The sequence below is a fragment of the Microbacterium sp. MPKO10 genome (assembly GCF_026107415.2).
In the GTDB taxonomy this organism is placed as follows: Bacteria; Actinomycetota; Actinomycetes; order Actinomycetales; family Microbacteriaceae; genus Paramicrobacterium.
Genome location: NZ_JAPCHX010000001.1, coordinates 582,603 through 600,544, shown reverse-complemented (window position 1 = coordinate 600,544; position 17,942 = coordinate 582,603). Strand labels below are relative to the sequence as shown.

The following is a 17,942-nucleotide window of genomic DNA, read 5'->3' as shown; positions in this document are numbered from 1 at the left end:
TCGGGGGAGGGCTGTCGCCACAAATGGTCAACTTTCGGCATGATTCTTCGCCTTTCGTGACGACTGCCCGGTGGAGTGGTTGCCGGCCGTGAGCTGCGCAGTGACGCGGCGCACGGTTTCGGCCGGAATCTTCACCACGCGACGGTCGTAGGTCACCATCCCGTTCACCTCGTCTTCGACGTCGCTCAGCTGGGTATACACGGATGCCGCCAGGCCGCGCGGCACGGCGGGAGCGATCTGCTCGTCGTGCAACGACGCGAACGCCGCCTCGAGCGCAGCATCCGTCGCATACTTGCGATAGCCGAACTCCCGGTCGTTCCAGCAATGCCCCTCGACGCGATGGCTGTACCCGCCGTACTCGGTGAGAGCCAGCACCCGCACATCACGGCGCCACGCGTCTTTCACGCGGAACGCGCGGAAGTACACGTGCAGGCTCTTCAGGTCTCCGCCGCCCTGATCGTGCCAGCCGCTCGCATGATCGATCGGCCGCGTGTCGTCGAGCGCGCGCAGCTCGCGTTCGACCTTAAGGGCATCGAACTGCCCCCACGCTTCGTTGAACGGCACCCACAGTGCGAGGCTCACGACGCTGCGCAGGTGGTCAACTGTGGCCCGCAGCTCATGCCTGAAGCTCGCGCGCCCCGCGGCATCCGCTCGCCCGAACGCCTTGTATCGGTGGTCGCTCACCTGCCCCGTGCCCACAGACGGCACGGTGATGATGAGCGGGTTGTAGCTCGTGCCGCCGTTCACCATGTCTTGCCACACGAGCATGCCGAGGCGGTCGCAGTGGTAGTACCAGCGCAGCGGCTCGATCTTGATGTGCTTGCGCAGCATCGTGAAGCCGAGGTCTTTCGCCAGCTGCACGTCGTACTCGAGGGCGGCATCGCTCGGCGCGGTGAGCCAGCCGTCAGACCAGTACCCCTGGTCGAGCAGCCCCGCGTGAAAGTACGGTTCGCCGTTCAGCAGCAGCCGTGGAGTGCCCTCGGCATCCGGGCCGATCTCGAACGAGCGCATTCCGACGTAGCTAATGACGCTGTCATCGCCGAGCGTCACATCGACGTCATACAAGAACGGGTCTTCCGGCGACCACGGACGCACCGTGTGGGCGTCGTCGAGCGTGATGCGCGTCACGATGTTAGGGGTGATGGATGCTGTCGCCACGACGTCGCCGGCCGCGCGCACCGTCACTGTCGCGAGGTGTCCCTCCGCAGCGTCGGGCGCTGAGCCGCTGTCGGCGTCAGCGCCGGTGGGGCCCAGCGCTCGTGCCGTCGCTGCGCCGATTGCCGCCTGGTCCGAGTTCTCCGTTCGGTGGTGCGCAGAGTGCGCGTGCGCGGTGGTGGCGGCGTCACTACGCACCAACACGTCAATGGTGCGTTCGTCGAGACGCGGTGTCAGGTCGAGGCCGTCGACGGCGACGCGCGGCAGCGCCTCGAGCCACACCGTCTGCCAGATTCCCGACTGCGGCGAGTACCAGATGCCGCCGCGTTTGCGCGCCTGCTTTCCGCGCGAGAGCCACGATGCGTCGGTGACGTCGCGCACCGCGACGACGATCTCGTGCGTGACTGTGCCGTCGCCCGCGTCGTCGTCGCCTGCGCCGCCGTCACCCGTGCTCTCGCCGTCATCGCCCGTGCTCGCACCGGCACCCCCACCGGCAGCGGCATTCGTACCCGCGGCTGCAGCTGTGTCGTCTTCGCGTTCGATCAGAGCCGCAGTGATGTCGAGCGCGAACGGCAGGAAGCCGCCTGTGTGACCGCCGACGCGGACGCCGTTCACCGCGACCTCGCACGATTGGTCGACGGCTCCGAAGTGCAGCAGAACGCGCTCGCCGCCGAAGCCGCGCGGCAGTGTGAATGTGCGGCGGTACCAGAGCAGTTCGTCTGGCTGCAGCATCCTCTCGACCCCAGACAGCGGTGTCTCGGGCGAGAACGGCACGATGATCTCGCCCTCCCACGTCGCGGGCGGGTGTGTCGGGTCGGCGACGGCGAGAGGCCCGGTTGCCGCGGTGGCATCCTGTCTCGCCGGTCGTGTCGAGGTCTGTGCACAGGTGAACGCGTGCTGCCAGCGACCATTGAGGTTCACGTAGCTGTCGCGCACAAGCTGCGGGCGCGGATACTCCGGGAGCGGTTTGTCGGCGTCGAGCGCTTCGCCCCAGGGCGTCAGAAGAGTCATGCGTCCACCGTTCCCGTGTGAGTGCCGTGTGATGCGTTGTCGCGGCGTTTCAGGAGCGCGACGGGAATGACGACGAAGACCGCGACGGCGGCCGCGGCGACGAAGATCCACGGGGTCGGCACCTGCTTGACGACGCCGAGGTCAACGTAGGTCTCGTTGGCGCCCGTGATGACGGCGGCACCGATGAACGGGCCGGCGACCATGGGAATGAGAATCGCCGAGATCATGCGCAGGCCCTGGATCATGCCGACGCGATTGGCGGGCGTATGGTCGCGCACCGTCGCCGAGATGGCGGCCGTTGACACCATGAAGCCGCCCATCATGAGGGTGCCGAACACGATGATCGGCAGCATGTCGCGCACGAAGAACATGCCGATGAGCCCGACGATCATGAGCGCCGTGCCCGGAACGATAGCGCGGCGCTTCCCGATGCGGTCGATGACGCGGCCTCCGAGCACGCTGATCACTGCGGCAAGCGTCAGGACGCTGCCGAGAATGAGCGCGTATCCATCGATTCGCAGGTATCGCTGCAGGTAGATGATGAGGTACGGAATGAAGATCTGCGTCGACGTGCCCACGATCGCCCACGCGACGAGCGTGAGGTACAGGCGCGGGTTCGCGCGAATGGTGCTCGGGCGCAGGCCGTGCAGCGTGGCGGTAAGGTAGCCATCGGTGGTGGTCTGGATGCTGTCGGAATCACGGATGAGAAACCACGCGGCGATTCCGATCACTGCAGTGAGAGCACCGATGATGCCGAAGAAGAGCCTCCACTGGCCCGCCTGCGTGAGCGGATCGAGTGCGCCGAAGATCAGCAGCATCGCCATGAGCGGCATGATCGCGAGCACGCCGTCGGCGCGGCCGCGGTTGGCCGGAACCGTTGCCTCGGTGACCCACGCATTGAACGCTGCATCGTTGGCGCCGGAGCCGAAGAACGACATGATGCAGTCGAGAAGTACGATCGCGATAACGGCGAGCACCACGGCGGTGGCCGCGGGCTGAACCCCGGGTGCGGCATCCGGTTGAACGAACCCGAATGCGGCAGTCGAGAGCCCCCAGAGGATGTAGCCAAAGGCGATGAAGGGGCGCCTGCGGCGGGCGCGGTCGGATGCCGCACCGATGAGCATTGTCGCGAGCGTCGCCGTGATGGCGCTCAATGCCACGAGCAGTGCGATGACGTTGGGGTCGTCGGTGATCGTGTTGTAGACGAACACGTTGAGGTACATGTTCTCGACGGTCCAGGCGAGCTGGCCGACGAGGCCGACGACAACGAGTGCAGTCCACGTGCGGGCGCCCACGGCGGGCGGCTTCGGGCGGGCTGGGGGAGTGCGCGGGGTAGCGCGAGAAGGCGTGGGCATCGACATCCTTGACGATTCGGGTACTTTGAATCGTAGCCCGCCCCATTGCATCGTGGTAATCGCGGTGTTCAGAAGCGCCGGCGGCTCCCCAGAGAGAACCCTGCCCAGAACGCCAGGCCGATGAGGCCCAGCGCGATGAGCAGGCAGCCGATGAACGATGGGTCAGAGAAGAAGCTGCCGACTCCCGGAGTGAAGATGAACTCCGATTGAGGCGGGTATGCGAACCAGCCAAAGCTCCTCGGCTGAAACGACGTGACGATGAGCGTGATGCCTCCCGCGAGCACGGCGCATACAGAGAGCGCGACGAGCACTCGAGTCCACACCGGCCGCTTCATGTCATAAACTCTGCCATGTCGCGTCTACCCGATTGCGGCGCGACGCACCAGCGCGACCGGCTTCGACGCGACGAGCCAGCTGCCGATCGCGATCACGAGCGGCATGCCAAGCGCGAGTGCGGCGATCACGAACATCGGCGGCGAAAAGGCTCCGCCTCCTGTGGCACCAGCGAGTGAAAGCGCATAGGAAATCAGCAAACCCGCGGCGGTTCCAGCGATGGTGCCGATCACGACAAGGGCGATCGCCTGCCAGAACGCGAACGAGCGCCGCAGAAGCCGAGTGGCGCCGACAGCGGCGAGAGTGGCGTCGTCTGCACGCCCGTCTGCCCGCGAGAGGCCGATCGCGACAGCGCTCGCACACACGAAGAGCACGCCGGCGATGAGGAAGGTGGCGATGATGATGTACAAGATCGTCTGAGGTGGCCCGGTTTCGACCGACGCTGACGTCTGCATTCCCTCCAGGTCGAGGTTCAGCTTGTCGATCTGCGCCTGAGCGAACGCCTCGGCACCGGGAGTGGCGACAACGTACGAGGGCTGGAGGTCGATCCCCAGCGATTCCGCGGTGTCCCTCGGAACAAGGAGCTGAGTCCACAGCGGCTTTGGCGGGCTGAGAACGAAGGCATCGAAGGTCGACTCGTTCTGGGGCTCCTCGCTTGTCTCAACGACGGTGTTCCAATCAGTGTTCGGATCCCACCATTCCAGTGTGATCTCACCGTCGGTGACCAGCAGGTCGGAGCCGACGATGATGCTGCCAGCGCGGAACGCTTCGAGCGCTTCTTGCGGCACATCCCCGCCGTACCAGGCAGTGAGCCCGGCAGTATCCGTTACCGTGATCGGTTCGTGGTTCAGCGTGACGTGCTGCGCGTGGCTGCCGCAGCGTGGGTCTGAATCCATGATCTCGGCGTACGTGCTCGTATCGTCCGTGTACTCCGGAGACAGGGGATCTGTGGGGCACCGGCTGCCTGCCGGGACCGCAGGAACGATCAGGTCGCCCGCGGTCGCCGTTCCCGTCTCGTCGTCCCACTGAATCTCGGGCGTGTGGAACGTGCTCACCTCGGCGGCATCGAGATCGGATTCCACGGCACCAGTTACGCCGGACACCCCATCGAGGGTGCCTGGATCATCGTCTGACGACACGTAGATCTTCGCCTGCCCGGGCATCGTTTGATACTGGTACCCAGTGTCACTCTGCGTCGCGAGAGCAGAGCCCACGACGATCGCCGTGACAGCGAGGAACGCGGTCACCATGACCGACGCGAAGGCGGGCACCGCGCGACTCGTGTTCGCTGCGCTGTCACGGGATGCCATTCGCGCGCCGAGGCTGACAGGCGAGAGAACACGCGCGACGGCGCGAAGCACGAAGCCGCCGCACATGATCACGCCGATCTGGAAAATGAGGGGGCCGCACACAAGGGCCAAGATGGCCGCGAGCTTCAGACCAGCGGATTCGTCCCACGACAGCGAGCGGGCGGTGAACGCCCCAGCGACGCACGCGACGAGGCCGGCGATGAGGAAGCCGAGCCCCCATCGCGGAGCGGATCGGGACGGCGTGGTTGGCTTGCGGCTGCCGCGCAGGGCGCTGAGCACATCGAACTTGACGGCCGAGCGAGCGGGCGCGATGGCGGAGATCAGGCCGACGGCAACCGCGAGTACGAGGATGCCGACAAGAACCAGGGTGTTGGCGTGAAATCCCCAGTACTGCGTTGCGCTTCCGTCATCTGTCGCCGTCATAAATGCGGCCGCCGCGGGCACGCCGATTGCAAGGCCGACGATGCCGCCGACGCCACCGAGAACGATGCCTTGCGAGAGCACGACGCGGTACAGCATCCGCCGTTCGCCGCCAACACTCGCAAGCGTGGCGAGGGCACGTTGCTGTCTTCGAGCACCTACGGCGAAAGCCGCCCCAGCCAGCAAGACGATTTCAAAGACCGAGAAGACGGCAACCATGAGCAGAACGACACCGTATGACGACCAGAGCCCAGCCGATGCAGCCAGATCTGCAGTCGTCGAGTGTAAGACGATGTCTCGTGAGAGAACGGTGACGCCCGCGTGATTAAGCTCCGGAAGGTCGGCAGCTTCGATTGTCGTGTCGGGAAGGAAATACTCTGGCGTCCCGGTACCGAGAGCGTCAGCGACAGCTCCGTGGGGAATGTAGATACGCTCGGCATCGGAGGCATTCTGGGCATCGTTCAGCACCCCGGTGATCGTGAGTTCCACAGGGTCGGGTGCCGTGACCTCGATCACGTCTCCGATGTTCGCTCCCAGACGGGAGAGCGTCGCAGGCGTGACGAGGGCTTCGGTCGGCTCATCCGGTGCCGCACCCGTGATGATGTGTGTCCGGCCCGCGAACGCCTCGTCCCAAAGGTCGCCGACAGTCACGGGAATCTGACCGAGACCATGCTCGGTCTTCGCGATGACCTGCGACGAGCCAATCATGATCATGCGCGTCGATTCCGGGAACAGCGCGCGCACCGCTGCCTCGTCCGGCGGCGACGCATCACCGGGCTCCTCACTCATCGAGGTAATGCTCCCGGGGTCAAGTGGATCTTGTGCGAGCTCTGGATCGGGTGCATACCAGGCGAGCAGCTTCGCCTCGTTCTGGCCCAGCTCGGCAGCGACCTTCTCGTGAGGCGTGGGCATCGAGCTCTGCAGGATCACGGCAGCGGCCGAGAAGCCTGCGACCGGCAGCAGCACCATGAGCGCGACAATGATGCTCGTGCCCCGCGAGCGCCACACCGAACGGCGGGCGATGCGCAGTGCGAGACGCCATTCGGCCAGCGAACGCCGCCAGCGGGACTCTTCGCGGGCCGGCGCACCGCGCTGGTAACGCGGCTTGGCTGTGCGACCTGGCCGGGTGCCGTGGCGGCTCATCGGTCGTCGGCTCCCGTCAGCAGCGACTCGATCGGGTCGACGGTTGATTCGTCGACAACACGGCCATCGCGCAGAAAGACGATGCGGTCGGCCCACGCTGCGTGCCGCGCATCATGGGTGACGAGGATGCCGCCAGCCCCCGAATCGACGCGGCCACGCAGCATCCGCAAGACGACATCGCCGGTCTCGGAGTCGAGTGCCCCCGTCGGCTCGTCTGCGAGAATCAGCGATCTGGGGCCGACGACCGCTCTCGCGATCGCGACACGCTGCTGCTGCCCGCCCGACAGGTCATCGGGGAAGTGGTCTGCGCGATCGGTCAGCTCGACACTCGCCAGCGCATCGTTCGCCGCGGTGCGCACCTTCCGAGCCTTCCAGCCGTCGAGCTCCAGCGGAAGGGACACATTCTCGCGTGCCGTGAGCGTCGGAATCAGGTTGAAATCCTGAAACACGAACCCCAGGGTGCGACGTCGAAGGCGTGCGACGTCGGCCGGTTTCGCCTCGCTGAGGTAGATCCCCTCGACGATCACCTCGCCGCTCGTCGGAGTCGTGAGCCCACCCGCGGCGGCGAGCAGCGTCGACTTTCCCGACCCCGAGGCACCCATGACGGCGACGAGTTCGCCCGCGTGCACCGTCAGATCGACACCGGCCAACGCGGTTACGGATGTTGCTCCTGTACCGTAGTGCTGCGAGACGCCGTCGAGGCGCAGCAGCTCGGCGGTCATCGCCGCGCTCCGCGCGTTGCAGCTGGGCGTTCGGTGGGGCCGTCGGCGGATGCTGTCGGCCGACCACGGCGCGGCAGCTTAGCAGCATCCTGTACCGGCATCGCCCGGGACTCGAAACGGCGAAGTCGCGACTCCACGTGATCCAGCCAGCGCACCTCGGCCTCGGCCTGGAAGATCAGGTTGTCGACGACGAGCTGCCAGGCAAGTTCTTCGGGCCCATCGGCGTCACCGCCCGCGTACTTCGTGCGTGTGAGCGTCTGAAGGTTCGCCAGCGAGGCACGGCGCTGCACCTGCACGACCGCCGTGATGTCGACGCCAGGCAGGGTCGCCGCCAGCGCGAGCTTGATCGCCAGCTCATCGCGCGTGATGCGCCCGCGCTCGACGGGAGTGCCGAGCCACCCCCGCACCGCGTCGTGCCCGGTCTCGGTGATCTCGTAGAACTGGTGCCCCTCGGCATCCGTCTCACCCTTGATCACGAGACCATCGCGTTCGAGACGCTCGAGCGTCGAGTAGGTCTGGCCGACGTTGAGCGGCCACGTCGACCCGGTTCGCCTGTCGAACTCGGCCTTCAGCTGGTACCCGTAGGCGGGCCCCTGATCAAGAATGGCCAGCAGACTGTGCTTCACGCTCATGCGATTCCCCTGTAATGCGTACTCGGTACGTATCACTATATACATACCGAGAAACTAAATCAGGATGCTGGTGCGATTCCGCCCTGATTGATACCGTGGGCGGCACGAGCGAGGCGCAGAATGGAGGATGACGCAGTGAACCCGACTCTTCCGGTCGCGTACGATATTGCGTGGTCGGCGTCCATCGTCGTCTGGGTAGCCATCGCCGTGTTCTTTTGCGTGAAGGTCGTGCGCGATCAGACGCTGACTCCGGGCAGCAAACTGCTGTGGGTCATTGTGATCGTCTGTGCACCGGTTGTCGGCGTCATCGCGTGGTTCGCCTCAGCTGATTGGCGCCGCAGGAGCCAGCCACTCACTGCGCACAGCGAGCGTGAAAGTCAGTCAGTCAGGTAGTCCCGAAGTACACGCGCGTGATTGACCTTCGGGTCTTTCGCCCCGTACACGAGCGTCACCGTGGAGTGCTCTGACACCATGTCACGCAGCTCATCGACAGCGTCATTGTCATCAAGCTCGCTGCGGTACCGAGTGGCGAACTCGTCAGCACGCTCGGGATCGTGATTCCACCAAGTGCGCAGATCGGGGCTCGGTGCGACATCCTTCAACCACGCGTCGAGCTGCGCAGCCTCCTTCTTGACGCCACGCGGCCACAAACGGTCGACGAGCACACGAAAGCCGTCAGCATTCGCGGCATCCTCATACACCCGCTTGATCTGCACGCCCATACGGCGATTCTACGCCGCATCTCGCGGCGCAGCGAGGGTCTCAGCGGCTGTCGCTACTCCTCGGTCGACGGCTCATCCGCCGGCTCGTCCGTCGCCGGGGTCTCGGTGCTTGCGCCGTCGTCGTCCGAGCCCCCTGATTCGCTCGCGGCCTGCTGGATCGCCTTTGCGAGGGCCGCGGTGTCGCTGACTCCACCCTGGTACTGAGTGCCGTTAATGACCACAGTGGGTGTTCCCGAGACGGGAGCGGGTGTGTCGAGGTATGAGTAGTCGCCGCTGCTCATGGCGCGGTCAGAGGTATCGGCCACCCACCCCGAGAATGTCTCGTTGTCCATGGCCTTTTTGACGTTCTCATCGGTGACGCCTGCCGACTGCAGAATCGACCAGATCTCGTCGTTGGTGAGGCCCTCGGTGTTCTCAGCGGGCTGGTTTGTGAACATTGCCGTGTTGGCGGCGAGGAATACCTCCGGCTGGTAACTCGCGACAGCCGCCATTGCGTTTGCTGCACGCGTCGAATACTCGGTGCCCTGAGAAAGTCTGTCGAGGAACGAGAGGGGGTGGAGCTCAAGTGTGATGTCGCCGGACGCCGTCAACTGTGTGAGCATCTCACCGTTCGCGTTCTCAAACTGGCCGCAGATCGGGCACATGTAGTCGAGATAGACGACGACGCTCACGGAATCCGAGTACTGCGAGAAGTCCGTGAGCGTGGGCGTACCGCCCTCGTCCAACGCCGGAGTTTCTACAGGTACCGGCTTGTTGTCATTTGAGGTGAACAGGATGCCGTCGCTGATCATGTTCTTCGGGCCGGCCGACGTGGTCGTCGGCTTCATCGAGGTGACGATCACGAAGACGACGACGGCGATCACCGCGAGGATGATGATGCCGATACCGCCCTGCCATGCCCACCGCACGCGGCGCTCGTGCTTCTCGTGACGCTCACGTTCCTGACGTGCGAGTTCGCGAATCTGCTGCTGCCGCTGCTTCTTCGACGCTCCGGCTTGGGGGGCATTGTTGGGCTTTTTGCTCACGGCTCATCCTGGTCGAGTGCGGGAGGTTGTCACAGCAACAATACGTCAGGAGGGTATGTGTCGCATGTGCGAGTGCTGAAAACAGCGGATGCTGCGCGGCAGAGTCGCGCAGCATCCGTCGTCATCGTTCGTCGCCGTGCTACTTCGCGCCCTCGGTCTCCGTTGGCGTCGGGGCAGGCGTTTCCGTCGACGACTCCGAGCCGTCGTCCTTCGCCTTGTCATCTTCGGCCTTGTCTTCGGCCAGCACCTCCGAGATGAACGCGAGAAGATCAGACGACTCGTCCATCTTGCCGGTGAACTTCTCTCCCTGCACCAGCACGAGAGGCGAATGGGCCACGAGCTTCACGTCGGTTCCCTGCAGGGGGCCGTTCGCGGCGGCCTGACTGACCGTCGCCACCCAGTTGGCATAGCGGTCATCGGTGATACACGTCGAAATGTCCGTGTTCTCGCCGCCCAATGCCGTGGACACGGCCTTCGATACTCCGGCCTTGTCGATTGGGGTGTTGGTAACGAGCGGATTGGCGTCGAGCAGCGCCGTGTTGACGGCCAGGAAGTTCGTCGGCGCGAAGTTGGCGGCACAGGCAGCCGCGTTGGCAGCCATCGTCGAGTAGTTGTTCGTCGCCGAATCGTACTGGTCGAGGGCGATCGGTTTGATCTCCAACTGGATGAGCCCGTACGTGGCCCACTGCTGCAGCTGGTCGCCGTTGGTGGCGAAAAATGCGGCAGCATCCTTGCTTCCGTAATCGACGTAGATCGTGATGGGAACGACACCTTCGCTGGGCGCTGGCGCGGCCGCGGCGGGCTCAAGCCACCCGTGTGCGTCTGAGGGCACAGCCGAAATCGCCTGCCCGTCTCCGGTCAGAACGAGCCCATCGCTCGCCATGTTCTCGGGGCCCTCGTTCGCCAGGCGCAGCTGCGTCCAGACGACGAGTCCAACGGCGGCGATGATCGCGACGATCAGCAGAATCAGGCCGGAAATACCCAGAGCCTTGCGCCGTTTGCGCCGCTTGCGATCGGCTTCGCGCTTGATTCGTGCCATCTCTCGCTGCAGTTCGCGGCGCTCTTTCTTGGTGAGGCCTTCGAGCTGCTTCTTATCGATCGTCATGCGGGTGCGTCGTCCTTGTCGTGGCGGGAGTCTCCGCACGAAGTGTAGTCGCTCGAGGCCGTCAAATCCGATTCGAGGCATCAGCGGTGCTGCTCAGCCGTAGCGATCGACCAGCCGCGCCCCGAGTTCGGCGAGAGCCGCGCGGACCTCGGGTGGGCCGACTACCTCGATCGCCGCCGTCCATCCCGCCAGCTGCTCCGCGAGTGCTTTACTGCTCTGTGCGCGCACCTCAACGCGCGCTCCGCCGTCTGCCGCGGCGTCCTGCACGCTTGCCTGCACCCCGAAGCGGTCGAGAAGGGCAGTCGTGGCGAAGTCCTTCACGAGAACGTCTGCCGAGGAGGAGCCGCGCAACGACTCGACCTCGGCAACGGCAGCCGCCCACGCCGCCCGCAGATCGAAATCGGGCGGCGTTCTCGCCTCGTCGGCGCGGATGCTGATCGCCGTGATGCGGTCGACCCGGTACAGGCGCGGTTTGTCACCAGGGCTGGCGAGCAGATACCAGCGCCCGCTTCGCGCGGCAACGCCGAGGGGGGTCATAGCCACAGCGGATCTGTCGCGATAGCAGACATCGACTGCAGCGCCCGCCGCGATGGCGCGCTGAATCGTCGAGACGGCGTGCGGTGTCGTGCGCGGTGCGTCACCCCAGCGACCGCCATCGTTCACCGTCGAGCCGATGGCGCGCTCGGCGCTGGAGCGAAAGGTCGTGGGCAACGCTGCGAGCAGTTTTCGAATTCCGGATGCCGCCTCCGCGGCGTTCCCGTGCGTCTGCCCCAGCAGAGCGAAGAGCGCCGTCGACTCGGGTTCGGTGAGCCCTGTCAGATTCGTGCGCGCACCGCCGAGCAGTCGCCAGCCGCCGCCACGCCCCGGCTGCGGATACACCGGAACACCGGACATCGACAGGGCCTCAAGGTCGCGCCTCGCCGTCGCAACGGAGACCTCGAGCTCTGCAGCCAAACGGGCGGCGGTCACCGACTCGTGGGCCTGTAGCACGAAGAGTACGCGAATCAGTCTGTCGGCTCTCATGATGACAAGAATGCCACTTTAAGTGCTCATAACGTGAGCACTTTGAACGAAAGACTTGATTCAGAAGCCGCGAAGATATCGCCGGCAGAAAGGTCACAGATCATGTTCAGAGGAATCGCCAACGTCAACCTCGTCTCCGCAGATATGCCCGCGGCCATCGAGTGGTACTCCCGTGTGTTCGACGCGGCACCCTACTTTGTGCGACCAGAAACCGGGGAGCCGCAGTATGCCGAGTGGCGCTTCGGGGACGACGAAGACGAGTTCGCTCTCATGAGCGCCGCGTTTCGACCCGCCCTTGACGCGCCCGGTGGCACGCTCGTCTATCTGCACGTCGATGATGTCGCCGCGTCATTCGACGAGCTCATTCGCAGCGGGGCCCGCGAATTCGACCCGGTGATGCAGAGGAGCGAAGACTGGTGGACGGCATCGGTCGTCGACCCGTTTGGCAACCTGATCGGGCTGATCCAGAGTCCACACTGGGCCGCGGCGCATCAGTGACCGGATGCTGTCGCTCAGCGCCCGCGCATGATGGGCGCGGTGCGGGGCCCCGCGTCGTAGTGCGCGAGGTCGCCGGCCTCTTGCGCGAGACGCGCCGCCACGCGGGCGATGTCGACGGCCTCGACGGGATCGCTCGCCGCCTCGGCAAGAGCAAGTTGCCGCTCGGCTTCGGCAATGCGCGTGCGGGCGTCAGCACCCACACGCCCCCGGTTCGCCGCGATGAATTCACGCGCTGATTCGAGGTGACTTCTCGCCGAGAAGAGGGCTCCGGTCAGGGCGTCGCGCGCGGTGTCAATGCGCCGCTGCGCGCTTCGTGCGGAGGCGAGCGCATCGTCGAGCGCAGCGTGGGCCGAGCGGATGCTGTCAATGCTGAGCAGTGGCGTCTGCGGGCCGGTCGCCGCCGCCACCGCATCGAGTTCGCCGCGCAGTTCGGCCATGCGCGCCGTGATGTGTTCGGCCGCATCGGGCAGTTCGCTGGCGTCACGCAGCCCGGCGGCCTCGGTCAGCGCACGTTCGGCGTCAGAGATCGTCGACCTGAGTTCTGCGTCGGCAGAGGCGAGGCGGTCTTCGGCACGGGCGAGCGCATCGAGCGCAGCAGACGCCGCAGCGCACGCGTTCTCCGCTTTCTCCAGATGCGGTACAGCGGGTTCCGCAGATTCCAGTGCGGCATCGGCGTCGGCAAGGGCGCGATCGGCGACCGCCAGCTGTTCGCGGGCTTTCGGGACAGCGTCGCGCTGATCGGCGAACGCTCGCGCCGCGTACAGCTTCGACAGTCGGGCAATGCGCGCTTCAGCATCCGGTACTCGCGCCTCAATCTCATCGCGCATAGTGCGCACGGCGGCCAGGCGCTCCGGAGCGGTGCGCTCATCGGTGCGTCTGTCGACAAACGCCGAGGTCTGTTCGCTCAGCGTGCTCTCGATCTCGGCGCAGGCCTCGAGGATGCTTGTGGACCACGAGCGTCGCTCGGCGTCGGTGTCTGGAGTCACGTCGCTCAGCAGCTGTCGCCGTTCGAACGCAGAGCTGAGCGTCGCGCGGGCGTTCTCCAGCGCTTCGGCAAACGAGGCGGTTGCGTCGGGCCCGAACTGCGCCACGGCAAACGCGAGCTCCTCGGCCCCGTGCCGCACCGCTTCGTCCGCCTGAACGAGCGCCTGCCCGGCACGGATCTCGAGCTGCTCGATCGATTCAGGTCTTGGATCGGCGATACGCCCCGAGGCGATCGCCCGCCGACGTCGCAGCCTGACCACGTATACGACGCCGATCACGATGAGGGCGGTCGTGCCGAACACGACAAGCGACGGCACCCACCAGAGCGAAGACATAGTCAGAGTCTAGAAAACGGATGCTGTGAGGGCGCCCGCTCCGAGGCGATGCTCAGCCGACGAGGTGCTTCTCAAGCTCGGCGACGGTGTCGACGTGCGCGAGCGAGCCCTGAGCCTCGGCCTCTGTTCCGTAGCCCCAGCCGACGATGACCACCGGGAGGTCGTGAGCTGTTGCACCCTCGACGTCGTGGATCCGGTCACCCACGTACACGGTGTTCGACAGGTCGATGCCCCGGTGGTGCAGGCGGCGCAGCGCCTCGGCGATGACGTCCGCCTTTGCGCTGATGGTCTCGTCTGCCGATGCGCCGCAGATGATGCCGAAATAGCGCTTCAGCCCGAAGTGCTCGATCACCTGCGCCACCTGGTACTCGGGCTTGCTGCTGGCCACGGCGAGTGGAATCCCCGCCGCGTTCAGGCGAGCGAGCATCTCTGGGATGCCGTCGTAGACGCGCGAGCCCGACCACGGGCCGTCCTCTTCAGAGATCGCGCGGTATACGTCGAGCGCCTCGATCGCCTCGTTCGGCGTGAATCCGTACTGTTCGAGCGACTCAAGCATGGGCGGCCCGACCCAGCTGAACAGATCTGCCTTGTCGGCGACGGGGCGTCCGAGCTTTTTCAGGGCGCGGTCGATGCGGTCGACGATGCCGGGGGCCGAATCGGTGAGGGTGCCGTCGAGGTCGAAGAGAACGCACGACCAGGGGCGGGAAGAAGTAGTCATTGTGCTCTCCATCGTAGGCGAGCGCCCTGATGACGGGGTCCGTAGCGTGACCATGCGTCTGCGATCGGGTCTGCGTGGCCTCGACGCGCTGCACCTCGCCACCGCCCTCCTCATCGCGGGCGACCTGGCGGAGTTTCTCGCATTCGACAATGACCTGAACGCAGCGTCTCGGGAACGAGGGCTGCCGCTCCATCCGGCAGCTGCGGTGTAACCGGATCGGCTGCCTAAAACAGGCGGCCGTCGGCGATGTCCATGCCACGCATGGCGTCATAATCGAGAACAAGACACCGGATGCCGCGATCCTCCGCGAGCGTTCGAGCCTGCGGCTTGATCTCCTGTGCCGCGAAAACTCCCTCGACCGGGGCAAGCAGAGGGTCGCGGTTCATCAGCTCCAGATAGCGGGTGAGCTGCTCGACGCCGTCGATGTCTCCGCGGCGCTTCAGCTCGACGGCGACCGATGCGCCCGCAGCATCCTTCGCCAGAATGTCGACGGGGCCGATCGCTGTCATGTACTCGCGCCGCACGAGCGTGTGACCGTCGCCGAGAAGTTCAATCTGTTCGGCGAGAAGCTTCTGCAGGTGGGCCTCGACGCCGTCTTTCTGCAGACCGGGGTCGATGCCCAGCTCGTGCTGTCTGTCGTGAAGCACCTCGAAGATCGACACGACGATCTGGTCGCTCGTCTTCTTGTGCGTGACCTTCCAGACGTCGACGATGCCGGCCTCGCGCTGCTCGTCGCTGGGCTCTTCGGTCTCGAAGGTGCACGGCGGGCTCATCCAGTTAAGCGGCTTGTAGCTGCCGCCGTCCGAGTGCACAAGCAGACTGCCATCGCTCTTCAGCATGAGCAGCCGCGTCGCCTCGGGAAGGTGGGAGGTCAGCCGACCGGCGTAGTCGACCTGGCACTTCGCAATCACCAAACGCACCCTGCGAGTGTACACAGCAATCGGGGACCAACTTTCACGACGCCACGGATGTCTCCGATAGCGAAAGTTGGTCCCCGATTATTGGTGGGCGGTGATTGCGGCCGCCAACGGTGTTAGTGCGTTAGTCGGCTGCCGAAATCGCCGTCGCGTGGTCGTGCGCGAACTGCTCGATGCTGCGGGCGGGGCGGCCGAGCAGATCGCTCACCGTCGAGTACACCTCGGCGGCTTCGCCCCGGTCATAGTGCGCATAGTCCTCGAGGAGCCCGTCGACCTGCCATGACGGCAGGAAGGATCCGAGTGCGGCAGCGAACTGCTCGGCGGATACCGGCGCGAAGCTGATGCCGAGGCCGGTTGCCTGCGAGAGAGCTGCCGCGATCTCAGCATGCGTCACCGCGCGGGGGCCGGTCAGCGTGTATGTCGCGCCCGCGTGCCCGCTCTCAGTGAGAACGGCAGCTGCGACCTCGGCGATGTCTCTCGTGTCGATCGCGCTTACTCTTGCATTCTCGATCGGTGCAGCGAGTGCACCGGTGCGGGCGGCGTTCGCCGCAAACGGCAGGAGGCCCTGCATATAGAGGTTCGGGCGCAACACCGTGGAGTCGATGCCGAGTTCACGAACGTGGTGCTCGACTTCGGCGTGCCAGCGCAGAAAGCGCACGGGCGAGTCGGCGTCGGCCGCATACTGCGACAGGAGCACGAGCCGGCGCACGCCTGCCGCCGCGGCAATGTCGGCGAAACGGCACTGCAGCATGGCGGCATCCGGTTCTGACGGACTGTTGAGAAACACGGTGTCCGTCCCGGCGACGGCTCGTTCGAGGGATGCGGGGTCGCGCAGATCGGCGACGGCATTCTGCGTTCCCGAGAGCTCGTGCTCTCGACGAGACATCGTTCGCACGGTTGCCCCTCTACGCACCAGCTCGGGCACGAGGGCTGCGCCGATGGTTCCCGTTGCTCCGGTGACGAGGATTGTTGTTGTCATTCTGAGTTCCTAACTTTGCGTGTGACGTAGATGGGAAGGGCTGGTGTCAGCGCGAGAGCGTGTCGACACGTGCACTCTTTTCCGAGTGTTGCCGCGATGTGGGGATGAACGAGAGCCCGAGTGCAATCAGCGCGAAGGTCGCGAGTCCGAAGAAGGCGGTGGTGAAGTCGATGGCGCCGTCCGCCGTCGCGTTCGTCGTTGCGACACCGACGAGCGCTGCAAGGCCGATCGCTCCGCCGAGCTGCCGCGATGCGTTGATGAGCCCGCTGAGAAGACCTGATTCGCCCGCAACCGCGTCTCGCACTGCCGTCGTCGTCGCGTAGACCGAGGTGAGGCCGATGCCGATGCCGATGAGGACGAAGGAGCCGAGAAGCGAGAGGGAGAATCCGTTCGCTGTCTGGTCGAGTGCCAGCCACAGGAACCCTCCGATGAGAACCAGCAGGGCCACTGACATCGCTCGCGAGGGCCCGAGCAGCTTCGCGATCGTGGGCGCGATGAGGCTGGCGACGACGATCATGACGGCGATGGGCAGCTGACTGAGACCGGTCAGGGCCGGCGACATGCCCAGGTCGTTCTGCTGGAACTGCGGGAGGAAGAAGAACAGACTCACTGAAGCGCCGCCGACGAGCAGCATCACGGAGTTGGCCACGACGACATTGCTCTTCTGCAGAAGCCCGAGCGGCACGAGCGGCCCGCGAGACTTCTTCTCGATGATCACAAACGTTGCCAGAAGAGCAGCGCCGAGGGCGAGGCCGGCGAGAGTGAGGGGCGAGTCCCAGCCGTTCTCTGGCGCCGAGATCATGCCGAGCGCCAATGCCGAGATGCCGAGGGTGATGGTGATTGCGCCGGGAAAGTCGAATGTGCCCGGGCGCGGACGTGTTGCGGGAACAGACAGGAGAACGATGGCACCGACGATCACGGTGATCGGCACGGGAATCCAGAACACGGACTGCCATCCGAGAATCTGCGTCACGACTCCGCCGAGAACGACTCCCAACAGGCTTCCGGCCCCGGCGACCGCGCCCCAAATGCCGAGGGCCTTGGCGCGCTCCTTGCCGTCGGGATACAGCCCGACGACGAGTGAGAGGGCAGACGGAGTGATGATCGCCGCACCGACTCCCTGGATGACGCGACCGGCGATCAGAAACTCGCCAGACGGAGCCAGAGCACACAGCAGCGACGCGGCGATGTAGACGAGGAGGCCGGTGAGAAAGACGCGTCGGCCCCCGAGGACATCGGCGATGCGTCCGCCGAGCAGCAGCAGGCCCGCGAACGCGACAAGGTAGCTGTCGACGACGATCGAGAGCTCCGTGCTCGAAAGACCGAGCCCCGCGCGAATCGTCGGCCCGGCCAGGTTCACCATCGAGACATCGAGGATGACGACGAACATGGCGGCGGCGAGCCCCGCCATTGCCAGGCCTCGACGTGGCGGCCGTGAGCCTTTCGCCGTGACGGACGCCGAGTGACTGAATGACATTTCTGACCCTTTCGGAGGAACTTTCTTGAGTAGTTATAAGTTCTAACAGAAGCAAGTATGCGTTACTAAACGTCAGAA

18 protein-coding genes are annotated in these 17,942 nt (G+C 65.3%); 3 read left to right on the top strand and 15 right to left on the bottom strand.

The window, feature by feature from the left end:
* Positions 1-27 precede the first annotated feature (27 nt).
* From OK352_RS02860 to OK352_RS02835, 6 genes are all read right to left on the bottom strand, one after another.
* On the bottom strand, positions 28-2,166 hold the full coding sequence (locus OK352_RS02860) for a glycoside hydrolase family 2 protein (protein WP_265139880.1): 2,139 nt from the start codon (positions 2,164-2,166) through the stop codon (positions 28-30).
* Positions 2,163-3,521 carry an MFS transporter gene (locus OK352_RS02855; protein WP_265139879.1) on the bottom strand — a complete coding sequence of 453 codons (1,359 nt, stop codon included), beginning with the start codon at positions 3,519-3,521 and terminating at the stop codon, positions 2,163-2,165. The genes OK352_RS02860 and OK352_RS02855 overlap by 4 nt, the downstream gene beginning before the upstream one ends.
* A 68-nt stretch (positions 3,522-3,589) precedes the next feature.
* On the bottom strand, positions 3,590-3,856 hold the full coding sequence (locus OK352_RS02850; RefSeq protein ID WP_265139878.1) for a hypothetical protein: 267 nt from the start codon (positions 3,854-3,856) through the stop codon (positions 3,590-3,592).
* Positions 3,857-3,880: 24 nt separating this feature from the next.
* A complete protein-coding gene (locus OK352_RS02845; protein ID WP_265139877.1) occupies positions 3,881-6,727 on the bottom strand; it encodes an FtsX-like permease family protein in 2,847 nt (948 codons plus the stop codon).
* The gene (locus OK352_RS02840; protein ID WP_265139876.1) at positions 6,724-7,449 is read right to left on the bottom strand and encodes an ABC transporter ATP-binding protein; all 726 of its coding nucleotides are present in this window, start codon (positions 7,447-7,449) and stop codon (positions 6,724-6,726) included. The genes OK352_RS02845 and OK352_RS02840 overlap by 4 nt, the downstream gene beginning before the upstream one ends.
* Entirely contained in the window at positions 7,446-8,081 is a 636-nt protein-coding gene (locus tag OK352_RS02835) for a PadR family transcriptional regulator (protein ID WP_265139875.1), read from the bottom strand. Before OK352_RS02835 ends, OK352_RS02840 begins: the two co-directional genes overlap by 4 nt.
* A gap of 135 nt (positions 8,082-8,216) precedes the next feature.
* Here OK352_RS02835 and OK352_RS02830 point away from each other — a divergent pair, with 135 nt between their 5' ends.
* Positions 8,217-8,474, top strand: coding sequence for a PLDc N-terminal domain-containing protein (locus tag OK352_RS02830; protein WP_265139874.1), 258 nt, complete (start codon positions 8,217-8,219; stop codon positions 8,472-8,474).
* On the opposite strand, the gene OK352_RS02825 is transcribed toward OK352_RS02830, so the two are convergent.
* The 4 genes from OK352_RS02825 to OK352_RS02810 form a co-directional block, all read right to left on the bottom strand.
* Positions 8,459-8,803: a DUF488 domain-containing protein gene (locus tag OK352_RS02825; protein WP_265139873.1), complete on the bottom strand. Its 345-nt coding sequence runs from the start codon at positions 8,801-8,803 to the stop codon at positions 8,459-8,461. The two genes, OK352_RS02830 and OK352_RS02825, sit on opposite strands and share 16 nt — an antisense overlap.
* Positions 8,804-8,856: 53 nt before the next feature.
* Complete coding sequence (locus OK352_RS02820) at positions 8,857-9,828, bottom strand: DsbA family protein (protein WP_265139872.1); 972 nt, start codon at positions 9,826-9,828, stop codon at positions 8,857-8,859.
* A gap of 139 nt (positions 9,829-9,967) precedes the next feature.
* The gene (locus OK352_RS02815; RefSeq protein WP_265139871.1) at positions 9,968-10,933 is read right to left on the bottom strand and encodes a DsbA family protein; all 966 of its coding nucleotides are present in this window, start codon (positions 10,931-10,933) and stop codon (positions 9,968-9,970) included.
* 93 nt (positions 10,934-11,026) lie between these two features.
* Positions 11,027-11,956, bottom strand: coding sequence for a helix-turn-helix transcriptional regulator (locus OK352_RS02810; RefSeq protein ID WP_265139870.1), 930 nt, complete (start codon positions 11,954-11,956; stop codon positions 11,027-11,029).
* Positions 11,957-12,058: 102 nt separating this feature from the next.
* Between OK352_RS02810 and OK352_RS02805 the strand changes: the two genes are divergently transcribed.
* The gene (locus OK352_RS02805; RefSeq protein ID WP_265139869.1) at positions 12,059-12,454 is read left to right on the top strand and encodes a VOC family protein; all 396 of its coding nucleotides are present in this window, start codon (positions 12,059-12,061) and stop codon (positions 12,452-12,454) included.
* 14 nt (positions 12,455-12,468) lie between these two features.
* Here the strand turns inward: OK352_RS02805 and OK352_RS02800 are convergent, their stop codons facing one another.
* Positions 12,469-13,773, bottom strand: a complete 1,305-nt coding sequence (locus tag OK352_RS02800) for a hypothetical protein (protein WP_265139868.1) — start codon at positions 13,771-13,773, stop codon at positions 12,469-12,471.
* Positions 13,774-13,825: 52 nt separating this feature from the next.
* On the bottom strand, positions 13,826-14,491 hold the full coding sequence (locus tag OK352_RS02795) for an HAD hydrolase-like protein (RefSeq protein ID WP_265139867.1): 666 nt from the start codon (positions 14,489-14,491) through the stop codon (positions 13,826-13,828).
* 46 nt (positions 14,492-14,537) lie between these two features.
* Between OK352_RS02795 and OK352_RS02790 the strand changes: the two genes are divergently transcribed.
* Positions 14,538-14,702, top strand: a complete 165-nt coding sequence (locus tag OK352_RS02790; protein WP_265139866.1) for a PIN domain-containing protein — start codon at positions 14,538-14,540, stop codon at positions 14,700-14,702.
* Positions 14,703-14,715: 13 nt separating this feature from the next.
* Here the strand turns inward: OK352_RS02790 and nucS are convergent, their stop codons facing one another.
* The 3 genes from nucS to OK352_RS02775 form a co-directional block, all read right to left on the bottom strand.
* Positions 14,716-15,411 carry an endonuclease NucS gene (nucS, locus tag OK352_RS02785; RefSeq protein WP_265139865.1) on the bottom strand — a complete coding sequence of 232 codons (696 nt, stop codon included), beginning with the start codon at positions 15,409-15,411 and terminating at the stop codon, positions 14,716-14,718.
* A 121-nt stretch (positions 15,412-15,532) separates the two neighbouring features.
* Positions 15,533-16,387: an SDR family oxidoreductase gene (locus tag OK352_RS02780; RefSeq protein WP_265139864.1), complete on the bottom strand. Its 855-nt coding sequence runs from the start codon at positions 16,385-16,387 to the stop codon at positions 15,533-15,535.
* Positions 16,388-16,433: 46 nt separating this feature from the next.
* A complete protein-coding gene (locus tag OK352_RS02775) occupies positions 16,434-17,864 on the bottom strand; it encodes an MFS transporter (RefSeq protein ID WP_265139863.1) in 1,431 nt (476 codons plus the stop codon).
* Positions 17,865-17,942 lie beyond the last annotated feature (78 nt).